Below are 10,450 nucleotides of genomic sequence, written 5' to 3'. Positions count from 1 at the left end.
CCTCCGGACAGTGTCTCCGCGGGGTGGGGGTGGGGAAGGGCGTTGCCCCCGGGCGGCGAGAATGTTGGCTGCCGTGCAGATTTCCGGCGCGTGACAGTGGGGTGGGCGCGGCGGAGATGTTAAGCGGCTGGTACATCGCCTTGGCCCGTTCTCACACCAACCGCGTGGACGCACTCTCGACCGGACAGGACCCTGGTGGCGCCAGCCACGGTGGGTCGGACGCCACGGGGCTGGATACCGCCCTGCTGGACCAGATGCCGGAAGCGGTCGTCGTCTGCTCGCTGGACGCGCGCTGTGTCCATGTGAATCCCTCCCTGGAGCGGCACCTGGGGCAGCCGCGTCAGGAGCTGCTCGGCCGGAGCCTCTGGGCGCTGCACCCGGAGTGGACGGAGCCTTCCTTCCAGGAGCGCTTCCGCCAGGTGGCCCGGACGGGCGAAGCCGCGGAGTTCGAATGTCACACCGCGCCCCAGGACCGCTGGTTCGTGAAGCGGCTGTTTCGGGTCCATGAGCGCGTCTACCTGTTCTCGCGGGACATCACCGCGGAGAAGAAGCAGGAGGCGACGCTCCGGGCCCTCTACGACGAGATGCGCCGGGCGCAGCGGCACGCCGCCTTCCTGGCCCAGGCCAGCGAGGTGTTGGCGTCGTCCCTGGAGCACGACCTCATCCTGCAGCGCATGGCCCACCTCGCCGTTCCCATCCTGGCGGACGCCTGCGCGGTGGACCTCCCCATGCCGGACGGGCAGGTGCGCCGCGCCGCCGTGGCCTTCTCCAGGCAGGCGCTGGCGGCGTCCGCGCAGGACTTCCAGGAGCGCTATCCCATCCGCCTGGAGGACGCGGCGGGTATCGGCAAGGTGCTGCGCACCGGCGTCACCGAGTTCACCCCGGACTTTCCCGCCATGCTCGCCGCCGCTCAAGGGGGCGACGCGGCGTACCAGCAGGCCGTGGAGGCGCTGGGCATCAGCGCGTACATCATCGTCCCGTTCGTCAGCCGGGGCCGGGTGCTGGGGGCGCTCACGCTGCTCACCTCGGAGTCCCGGCGCAGGTACACGGAGGCGGACGTGCGGCTGGCGGAGGACCTGGCCCGCCGCGCCGCCACCTCGCTGGACAACGGCCGGCTCTATACGGAGGCGCAGGAGGCCGTGCGCGCCCGGGACTCGTTCCTGTCCGTGGCGTCTCACGAGCTCAACACGCCGCTGACCTCGCTCATGCTCAACATCCAGGCGCTGCGGCGCGACATGGAGCCGCGCGCCAGCAGCGGCGCCACGTCACTGGAGGCGCTCTCCACGAAGGTGGTGGCGGTGCAGCGGCAGGTCTCCCGCCTGTCCAGCCTGGTGCGCGAGCTGCTGGACGTGTCCCGCATCACCGCGGGGCGGCTGCGGCTGGAGCGCGAGGACCTGGACCTGGCCGCGCTCACCCTCGAGGTGGTGCCCCGCTTCACCGAGGACCTGGCGCGCGCGGGCTGCGCGCTGAGGCTGGACGCGGGGAGCGCCGCCACCGGCCATTGGGACAGGCTGCGGCTGGAGCAGGTGCTGCAGAACCTGCTCTCCAACGCCATCAAGTACGGCCGGGGCCGCCCCATTGAAGTGCGGGTGGGGGCGGATGTGTCACGCGCCTGGCTGTCGGTGAAGGACCAGGGCGTGGGCATTCCGCCGGAGGGGCGCGCGCGGCTCTTCCAGCGCTTCGAGCGGCTGGCCAGCGAGCGGCACTACGGCGGACTGGGGCTGGGGCTCTGGATTGTGAAGCAGATCGTGGACGCCATGGAGGGCCGCATCGTCGTGGAGAGCGTGCCCGGCCAGGGCTCCACGTTCACCGTGGAGCTGCCGCGCCAGCCGGGGTGACGAGGTGCGAGCGCACGCCGGAGGACACCACCCAGAGCTGATGGGACGTGCGCGTCACCGCCACGTGCAGGCGGCGGCGTGACTCGTCGTCCACCGGATAGGCCCGCGCCGTCGCGTCCGGGAGGATGACGTAGTCGAACTCCAGGCCCTTCACGCTGCCCACGTCGGTGACGTCCACGCCGGGCTCGAAGGTGAACTCGCCGTCGCTCACCAGCCGCGCCCAGGGCTGGTCGGCGACGACGCGGTAGATGGCCTGCGCGGACTCCGGGCTGCTGGCGATGACGCCCACGGAGGCGTGGGGCTCGCGGGCGACGAGGTCCCTGAGCGCCTCGCCGATGAAGAGCTGGGCCTGGGCCTCATCCGGGAAGTGGTGGAAGCCCACGGGCGCGCCCGCGCGGCCGGTGGCGGTGGCCTCCGGGGCCTGCGCGCCCAGCACCTGTCGCGCCAGCTCCACCACGGGCCGGGGACACCGGTAGGAGACCTGGAGCCGGCAGGTGGCGGCGTCGCGGATGTCGAGCTCGTTGAGGACGGCGGGCCAGCCCGCGAAGCCCGCGTCCGTCTGCTGCATCTCGTCGCCCGCGAGCGTGCAGCTCTTGCCCTTGCCCAGCAGCTGGCGGACGGCGAAGAGCTCGAAGAGGGAGAAGTCCTCGGCCTCGTCCAGCACCACGTGCGCCAGCCGCTCCAGGCCCAGCGAGGTGTGCTGGGCCTTGAGGAACATCAGGACGGCCAGGTCGTCCAGGTCCACCGTGCCGGCCATGGCGTCCGGGGTGTCATCCTCGATGGAGCGCCCGTCCACGGTGATGAGCCGCTCCGCGTCGGTGATGTCCTTGAGCGCCTTGGACAGCGGCGTGGCGAGCTGGAGGCGCGTGTGCTCCAGCGTCTCGTCAATGGCGGTGCGAGGAAGCTCGCCCTTGGCGGCCGTGACGACGCTCTCCAGGAAGCGCCGGTCCATGTACGCGTCCGCCATCCGCGTGCGCAGCCGCTCCAGGGTGGTGCCCGCGTCTGTCTTTGGCACGCCCACGCGGGCGGCCAGCGCGCGCCGCAGGGTGGGGTGGCGCTTGAGGCGGGACACCAGCGGCGGCGTGTCATTCCACAGCTTGATGCCGGGCACGTTGAAGGCGGAGCGCGCGGTGGCCAGCAGCCAGGCATCCCGCGTCTGCACGGCCACGTTGCCCAGGCCCAGCGGCGCCAGCAGCCGGCGGGACAGCCGCGCCAGCCCCTCTTCCGGGACGATGAGCTTCATGCGGGCCTGGGGGAACGTCCGCGGGTCGTCGAAGGCCAGCTTCGCCAGCCGGTGCAGCGCCACCGTCGTCTTTCCGCTGCCCGCGCTGCCCAGCACCAGCAGCGGTCGGTCGGGGCCGGTGCTGACGGCCTCGTACTGCTCGGCGTCCAGCATGGCGGTGACGCCAAAGGCATCCTCCAGGCGCCGCGCGCCCTTGCCGGTGCCCAGGAACTCCGGCCGCGCCGCCGTCCCCGCGCCGCCCGACTGGAGCGTGGAGAAGTCGCGGCTCACGCCGCGCCACGCGCCGTCAGCGGAGCGCTCCAGCACCAGCGCGCCGGAGATGATGCGCGTCAGCACGCCGCGCTCGATGATGACCAGCCGGCGCGTCTCCACGGAGCCCTCGGCGAGCCGCTCACCGAAATACTCCTCGTAGTCGTCGCCTTCCTCGTAGCAATAGAAGACCCGGGCCACGGGCGCGAAGCGCCAGTCAATGACTCGCACCCCGGCGCCCACGTCCGCGAAGGTGGTGCGGCCCAGCAAATAGTCGCGCGGGCCGCCTTCGCCATTGAGGCGCAGGTGCGCGAAGTAGGGGGCCTGTGGGTCCGGAAGCTTCACGCCCTCCTGGCGCTCCATGAGGGAGCGCATCTGGTTCATCTGCGCGAAGAGGTGTGGCAGGTCCGCCACGGCCGCGGTGGAGGCCTCGTCCCGCAGCACCTGCAACTGGGCGACAAGTCCTTGAGCGTCCTGTCCGCGCGCGGACTTGCGCCGCGCGGCTTCCAGCGTGGACTGAACACGGGCCAGCAAGGCCTCTTCCTCGGCGATGATGGCGCGGGCATGGTCCGGCAGCGACGCCTCGACGTGGCTCATGCGCGGCAAGGTGAACCTCGGCACCGTGTGCGTCAACCGGTTGTTTTTCCTGAGAGAAATGCTGTCTTTTTGGTATTCTGTACCAGAGAGGGATGGACATGCGCGGTGTGAGCCAGCGGCTGCTGCTGGTGGGGCTGGTGGTCCTGGCGTGTACGGCCTCCGCGTCCCGCAAGGTCCTGTACGAGAAGCAATCGCCCTACACCCTCATCTCGGTGACGGAGGACGAGGAGGGGCGCCGTTATCTGGGCTTCGATGCCTCGGGCGCGTTGCAGAGCGTGGTCCAGCGGGGCAAGCCGCTGGACCTGGTGCTGCCGTACACGCAGGTCTCCATGGTGGGGTTGGCCTACGTGCCCGCGCCCAAGCGCATCCTCATCGTGGGCCTGGGCGGTGGGGCCATGCCCATGTTCCTGCGCAAGGTGGTGCCGCGGGCGCACATCGACGTGGTGGACATCGACCCGGACGTGGTGGCGGTGGCCAGGCGCTACTTCGGCTTCCGGGAGGATTCACTCCTGCGCGCGCACGTGGGAGACGGCCGGCGCTTCATTGAAGCCGAGCGGCCCGCGTATGACCTCATCTTCCTGGATGCCTATGGCCCGGACAGCATCCCCGAGCACCTGGCCACGCAGGAGTTCCTGAAGGCCGTGCGGGCGAAGCTGAGCCCCCAGGGCGCGGTGGTGGGCAACGTGTGGGCCTTTCCGCCCAACCGTCACTACGACGCCATGGTGCATACGTGGCAGGTGGCCTTCACGCAACTGTATGAGTTCATCGTGCCGCAGAGCTCGAACCGCATCCTGGTGGGCGTGGGGTACGAGGCGAAGGTGGCCGCCAGGACGCTGGAGGCGCGCGCGGAGAAGCTGGAGCGCACCCGGGGCGTGCCGTTCGATTTGAGCGGGCTGGTGGACCGGGGCTACACGGACGCGACGGAGCGCCAGCCGCGAGGCAAGCTCCTGAAGGACGCGGACCTGCCGAAGCCCGCGTCTGTGAATACGCCAGCGCAGGTCCGCTGAGCCTCCGGGTCTTTGTGGGCCAGGATTGCGGAGGTGTCTGGACTTCGCGAACGCGCCTGTGAGTCCCGGCCCTTGGCCTGTCTTCTCGTGGATGGTATGAGCACTCCGTCCGTCTGGCCTTGAGTCCAGGGCCCGCGCGGTTCGCGCATTGCCTTCGCCTCGTCGCTGTCAGGAATCACTTCCGCTCGGGGGAGGCGGTGGGGCGTGTCCCTGCGTGCTGCTCCCGGGTTCGTCCTTGGAGTCTGTCTGGATGTTGCCCCAGCGTGTTTCCCTCCCCTCCGCCTGGCGGCCCCGTGCCGCCGTCATTGCCCTGGCGCTGCTGCTGAGCGCGTGCGCCACGCTGCCGCAGCGTGGGCAGATCGTCATGCGCGACGTGGCCTTCCCGCTGCGCGACTTCCGCTTCCCCTCGGGGCTCCGCGTGGTGGTGGAGCAGGATGCCCGCTCCCCCGTGGTGGCGGTGGTCGCGGTGGTGGGAGCAGGGGGCTCCAGTGACCCGGGTGGCAAGGAGGGCCTGGCGCACGTCGTGGAGCACCTGGCCTTCCGTTCCCGTCACGCGGGTGGGCCCTCGGTGTGGCGGCGCCTGGAGGCGTCGGGCGCGGGCTCCTACAACGCCTCCACCAGCCTGGACTACACGTCCTACGAGACGCTGGGGCCCAAGGAGGCCCTGCCCACGCTCCTGAAGATGGAGGGGCAGCGCCTGTCAGCGCCGCTCGCGGGCGTGAGCCCAGAGGTCTTCGCGGTGGAGCGCGAGGTGGTCCGCAATGAGCTCCGCCAGCGCAACGAGACGGGCTACGTGGGGCAGGTCTTCAGTTGGATGAACGCCGCGGCCTTCCCTGGTGGCCACGCCTACGCGCGCCCGCTCGCGGGGACGCACGAGTCGTTGTCCGCGCTCAGCCTGTCCGACGCGCAGCGCTTCGCCCGGGCGCACTACCGCCCCGACAACGTCACGCTGGTCATCGCCGGTGACGTGGATCTGGCGGCCGTGGAGGCCACGCTCCGCGCCAACCTGCCCGAGGCCTGGGTGGGCACGGGCGCGCCCCTGGCGCTGGAGGCCCGGCTGCCCGCGCAGCCCGCGGCCCCGGCCACCACGCCCGCCCAGAAGTCGGTGCCCGTCTTCACTGCCTCCGTGCCCACGCCGGAGGTGTACCTGTCCTGGGTGCTGCCGCGCGGCTTCGACGAGGCCAGCGCGGTCCAGGACTTCGTTCGCGCCAGCTTCAGCCAGAACCTCTGGGGCGCGGTGCGCAATGACGCCGACATCGCGGACATCTCCACCAACCTGATTCCGGGGACGCGCGCCTCGCTGCTGGTGGTGCGGGTGCGGCTCAGCCGGGGTGACGACCCGGCGCGCTCGGCGGGGAAGGTGTTGGACCAGGTGCAGAACGCGTGGGTGCAGGAGATTCAGCCCGGCTCCGTGCTGGGCCGCGAGTTCGACTTCCAGGCGATGCGCCGGAAGGTGGTGACGGGCATGGTGCTTGAGTCGGAGGACCTTATGTCCCGCACCGAGCGCCGGGCGCTGCTCACCCACTTCACGCAGGACGTTCGCTCCTACACCCGCTCGCAGGTGGCGCTGATGGGGCTCGTCGGCGGCAAGGTGACGGACTTCTCCTACCAGTGGCTGCAGCGGGACCGGGTGCGAATGATTGTCGTCCGTCCCGGTGAGGTGCCCGGCGCGGCGACGGTGGCCGCCACGCTGTCCGCGGACGAGGAGCCTTGGGCTTCGCCCGCCGAGCAGGTGACGCCGTCCATGACGGCGGCGCTCGATTCGCCCGTGCAGGTGCTCAAGCTGGACAATGGCATGGAGGTGCTGCTCGCTCCGCGGCCGGGCCTCCCGGTGGTCCGCATCGGCGCGGCGCTGCGCGGTGGTTCGTCCTACGGCGAGAAGCCGGGCGTGGCGGACCTGGCCAACTGGGGCGCCTTCCGGGAGTCCTGGTTCGAGGGGCGCCCCAGTGACTGGGGTCTGCATTCGACCTCATCGTTCCAGCGCGACCACCTGCGCGTCGGCATCTCCGGCACGGCGGGCAACGTCGGCAACATGCTGGCGATGCTGGCCGAGCAGCTCGACTCCACGCGGACCTCCGAGGACGTGGTGCGCTACTACCGCGAGCAGGTGCTGCCCTGGCGCCGGGCGGTGGACTCGAATCCGGAGCTCCTGGCCGAGCGTCACCTCCAGAAGGCGCTGTACGGTACGCATCCCTATGCGCGCGAGGTCACCGGGGAGGAGCTGGCCCAGGTGTCCTGGACGGAAGCCGAGGCGTGGCTGAAGGACGTGTACCGCCCGGCCAACACGGTGGTCGTCATCGCAGGCGAGTTCGACGTGAAGGAAGTGGAGGGGCTGGCGCGCAAGTACCTCGGCGGCTGGAGCCGGGGGAAGGCGAAGCCCGTCGCCACGCCGCCCGCGCCTGCGCTGCCTGCCGCCTCGGCGAACGCGAAGGCCCTGCTCACGCCGCGCCCCGGCGCGAGCCAGGCCCAGGTGCAGCTGGCCTGCCGGCTGCCCACGGCCACGCCCGAGGCAGAGGCGCGCTACGCCCTGATGGCGGAGCTGATTCACGGCCACGCCTCGGGGGAGATGCGCTCGCGCCGGGGCGCGACGTACGGGTTCTTCGCGCGGCCCTGGCTGGGGCGCGGCGGCGCGGCCCACCTGGTGCTGGAGGGCGCGGTGGATGCGCAGCGAATGGGTGAAGGCCTCAGCACCGTCCGCCAGATTCTCGCGTCCTTCGCGAAGGAAGTGCCCGAGCCCTCGCTGGAGCGGGCCCGCAGAGGCATGCTGGCGGCGCAGGCGGTCTCCTTCATCAGCTCGGAGGCCTGGGTGAACGCGCTGCTGACCGCGCGCGTCCGTGGCTTCGAGCCGGACACGGTGACGGGCCGACCCGCGCTGCTCCAGGCGGTGACGGCCGAGTCCCTGCGGAAGGAGTTCGAAGGCTGCTATCAGCGGCTCGTCGTCTCCATCACCGCCGACGAAGGCCAGGCGCGGTCCGCCATCCAGGCCATGTCCCAGCCGTAGCCCACCCCAGCCCCTGCCTGCTGGCCGCCCCACCGGGGCAGGGGCTGTGGCGTCCACCTCCGTGCCCCTGGCTGCTTGTCTTGAGGCCGCCAGGGACTGGCGACTGACTATGTTCTCCAAGAGGAGGACATCGTCATGCCAGATGTGGAAGCACCGCGGCCGCTGTCCGAGCCGCCAGACGACGCGCGGGAGCGACAGGGTCGCTACATGGAGGAAGAGCCGGGCCACACGCCGGGGAGCGCGGAGGGCGACGACGAGGACGCGCCGCACCGTGCTCACCCCTACCCGGACCCGGACCACACGCCGGGGCAGGCAGAGGGCTGAACCCCGGGCCGCCGGGAGGGCTGACCTGCCCGTGGACGAGGTCGGTACAGGGCTTCGCGCCCTTCTGGCGGCACGGTGGCGCTCAGGGGGTGTGAGCGAGCAGGTTCACCAGCCGTCCGAAGGGGTCGCGCACGAAGAACCTGCGCACGCCCCAAGGCTCGTCAGCCGGTCCATACTCGATTGGAATTCCCGCCTTCTTCACCCGGGCGATGGCCGCATCGAGGTCGTCGACCTCGATGGACAGGTCTGGCACTGGCGCGCCTGAGCCCCCTTGCGACATGAAGCTGACCTGCACAGTCATCGTTTCGCTCGACCCGTAGGTGGTAATCCAACCCATATCCATCAAAACGTCGAGCCCGAGGACGTCCCGATAGAAGCGGCTGGCGGCGGCTGGCGCCGACACGCCCACGTTGGCGACAATTCGCATGACCTTCACGACGACCTCCTCCAGGCAGCGCCGGAGTCCGAGCGGGTGATGTTGATTGCGTCGGCTGTGCGCTCGGCGACCCGGCGGGCTTGGACTTCGGTCAGGGCTTCATTTGGAGTCATTGGCGCAATGTGCCCGGGGGTGGCCCACCTCGTATTGAAGAAAAATGCCGCTCGTCGAGCGGTACGTGGTTGCGGTCCTCATCCGACCGGGGGCGATACGCGGCGGGAGTGGCTCCCGAAAAGGCCCTGAACTCGCGGACCAGATGTGCCTGGTCCGAAAACCCGTACTCACCGGCCAGGCTGGCCCAGGTCATCTCCCCCCGGGCTGATGCGAGCACGCGCTGGAACCTGGCGATGCGCGCGAAGAGCTTGGGCTTGACGCCGACATGGGCTTGAAACCGCTCAATGAGCCGGCGCGGCGACAGGCCGAGTCGAACGCCTACCGCACGGACGCTCGCGCCACCCATCAACAGGGAGCATGCGATTGCCACGGCTGCGTCGCGAGGCTCGGACGCGCGCCCCCGCGCGAGCAGCGCCGCCTCGAGCACGTCGAGTCGGGCCGCGGAGGTGGGGGCCTGCAGCAGGCGCTCACGAAGGAGGGGGCTGTCACGCCCCCAGATTTCGGAGAGGTCGACGACCTTCCCGGTAAGCGCCGAGGCCGGGATGCCCAGAAACGGCGATGCACTCGCGGGAGCGAAGCTCACCCCGCAGATGGAGCGCTGGCAGGCCGTGTCGACGACTCTTGGTGCGGTGTGGGCGCCCTGAATCACTACACCGCGAGTCTTGTGCGTCAGGCGGCCGTCGAGCCTGTAGTCCCGGAACACGTTTTCATGAAGGTTGACGAGGAGCTGCATCCGGCCCGAGGGCAGCACGCGTTCGAAGCCGTGGGCGAGCTGCCCGTCGTACGTCCAGAGGGACTCCACGAGAGGAGCCAGCGTGGGGCTCCGAGGCAGGCGCGCGAGAAACATGGCCGCGCGACGTTAACAGCGCCGGGGGGCATCGGGTGGGCTGATGCGGAGCCCACCTGATGCCAGGAGCGGGCGGAAGGCGTCAGCTGAAGTGACGCCCCAGCACCGCGGCGACGTGCGGATGCTCCTCGGCCCGCCTGGCGGTCGCTGTCAGGTTGGGGCAGTGCTGGGCGAACCAGTCCTTGCCCGGCCGCCAGCGCGTCATCACGGTGACGTAGAGGTCCAGCGCGCTGAAGCGCTCGCCGAGCACGTGGGGCTTGCCTACCTGCGCCTCGATTTCGCGCCAGAGGGTGGCGCGGCGCTCCATGACGGTGTCGTGCAGCCGGTCCGCGGCGGGGCCGGCCAGGGTCCACTTGGGCGGGTCGTCTGCGTATGTGAATGTCGGGTACACCGCGCCCACCAGGCGGAACAGGAGATTGAGGAAGCGCACGCGCTCGGGGGCCGTGGGCGCTGGCGCCAGGCCGCTCTGGGGTGAGGCGTCGTGCAGGTGCAGGATGATGGCCGCGCTCTCCGTCATCACCGTGCCATCGGGGAGGACCAGGGTGGGCACCTGCCCCAGGGGATTGAGCTTCAACAGCCGGTCGCGTCCGGGGCCCGGCTCCAGGTAGGGCAGGTCCGTGAGCCGGTGCGGAGTGCCGGTGATTCGCAGCGCCATCTCCACGATGGCCGAGCCGCACCCCGGCGAGCCAATCAACTCGTAGTCGTTCATGGAACGAGGGGATACCTCAGGGTACCCTCGCCGGCATGCGAAAGGAGTCGCTTCGCCCCCATCATGTAGAAGTTCGCTCAACGCG

General features: G+C 70.6%; 8 protein-coding genes. 4 read left to right on the top strand and 4 right to left on the bottom strand.

Annotation, left to right across the window (positions count from 1 at the left end; all coding sequences use genetic code 11):
- Positions 1–116: 116 nt before the first annotated feature.
- Positions 117–1,838, top strand: coding sequence for a PAS domain-containing sensor histidine kinase (locus tag HV826_RS31380; protein WP_306465617.1), 1,722 nt, complete (start codon positions 117–119; stop codon positions 1,836–1,838).
- Here the strand turns inward: HV826_RS31380 and HV826_RS31375 are convergent.
- The gene (locus HV826_RS31375) at positions 1,807–3,927 is read right to left on the bottom strand and encodes an ATP-binding domain-containing protein (RefSeq protein ID WP_176420738.1); all 2,121 of its coding nucleotides are present in this window, start codon (positions 3,925–3,927) and stop codon (positions 1,807–1,809) included. The two genes, HV826_RS31380 and HV826_RS31375, sit on opposite strands and share 32 nt — an antisense overlap.
- Positions 3,928–4,019: 92 nt before the next feature.
- Between HV826_RS31375 and HV826_RS31370 the strand changes: the two genes are divergently transcribed.
- The 3 genes from HV826_RS31370 (at position 4,020) to HV826_RS31360 (ending at position 8,259) form a co-directional block, all read left to right on the top strand.
- A complete protein-coding gene (locus tag HV826_RS31370; protein WP_176420737.1) occupies positions 4,020–4,934 on the top strand; it encodes a spermidine synthase in 915 nt (304 codons plus the stop codon).
- A 250-nt stretch (positions 4,935–5,184) separates the two neighbouring features.
- Entirely contained in the window at positions 5,185–7,935 is a 2,751-nt protein-coding gene (locus HV826_RS31365) for a pitrilysin family protein (RefSeq protein ID WP_176420736.1), read from the top strand.
- Between the two features lie 135 nt (positions 7,936–8,070).
- Positions 8,071–8,259 (top strand): hypothetical protein, encoded by a 189-nt coding sequence (locus HV826_RS31360; protein WP_176420735.1) that lies wholly within the window; start codon positions 8,071–8,073, stop codon positions 8,257–8,259.
- Between the two features lie 82 nt (positions 8,260–8,341).
- On the opposite strand, the gene HV826_RS31355 is transcribed toward HV826_RS31360, so the two are convergent.
- From HV826_RS31355 to HV826_RS31345, 3 genes are all read right to left on the bottom strand, one after another.
- Complete coding sequence (locus HV826_RS31355) at positions 8,342–8,686, bottom strand: VOC family protein (protein WP_217917531.1); 345 nt, start codon at positions 8,684–8,686, stop codon at positions 8,342–8,344.
- 118 nt (positions 8,687–8,804) lie between these two features.
- The gene (locus HV826_RS31350) at positions 8,805–9,611 is read right to left on the bottom strand and encodes a helix-turn-helix domain-containing protein (protein ID WP_368671034.1); all 807 of its coding nucleotides are present in this window, start codon (positions 9,609–9,611) and stop codon (positions 8,805–8,807) included.
- 127 nt (positions 9,612–9,738) lie between these two features.
- The gene (locus HV826_RS31345) at positions 9,739–10,365 is read right to left on the bottom strand and encodes a glutathione S-transferase family protein (protein WP_176420732.1); all 627 of its coding nucleotides are present in this window, start codon (positions 10,363–10,365) and stop codon (positions 9,739–9,741) included.
- Positions 10,366–10,450 lie beyond the last annotated feature (85 nt).

The sequence above is a fragment of the Myxococcus sp. AM010 genome, from assembly GCF_013372585.1.
Taxonomy (GTDB): domain Bacteria; phylum Myxococcota; class Myxococcia; order Myxococcales; family Myxococcaceae; genus Myxococcus; species Myxococcus vastator.
The sequence above is the reverse complement of the archived record's forward strand: the minus strand, read 5'-3'. Positions and strand labels throughout refer to the sequence as shown.

What these genes read in the sequence shown, in the direction of transcription:
- HV826_RS31355 (WP_217917531.1), bottom strand. Translation starts at nt 8,686, where the DNA reads ATGCGAATTGTCGCCAACGTGGGCGTGTCGGCGCCAGCCGCCGCCAGC.
- HV826_RS31360 (WP_176420735.1), top strand. Translation starts at nt 8,071, where the DNA reads ATGCCAGATGTGGAAGCACCGCGGCCGCTGTCCGAGCCGCCAGACGAC.
- HV826_RS31375 (WP_176420738.1), bottom strand. Translation starts at nt 3,927, where the DNA reads ATGAGCCACGTCGAGGCGTCGCTGCCGGACCATGCCCGCGCCATCATC.
- HV826_RS31380 (WP_306465617.1), top strand. Translation starts at nt 117, where the DNA reads ATGTTAAGCGGCTGGTACATCGCCTTGGCCCGTTCTCACACCAACCGC.
- HV826_RS31365 (WP_176420736.1), top strand. Translation starts at nt 5,185, where the DNA reads ATGTTGCCCCAGCGTGTTTCCCTCCCCTCCGCCTGGCGGCCCCGTGCC.
- HV826_RS31370 (WP_176420737.1), top strand. Translation starts at nt 4,020, where the DNA reads ATGGACATGCGCGGTGTGAGCCAGCGGCTGCTGCTGGTGGGGCTGGTG.
- HV826_RS31345 (WP_176420732.1), bottom strand. Translation starts at nt 10,365, where the DNA reads ATGAACGACTACGAGTTGATTGGCTCGCCGGGGTGCGGCTCGGCCATC.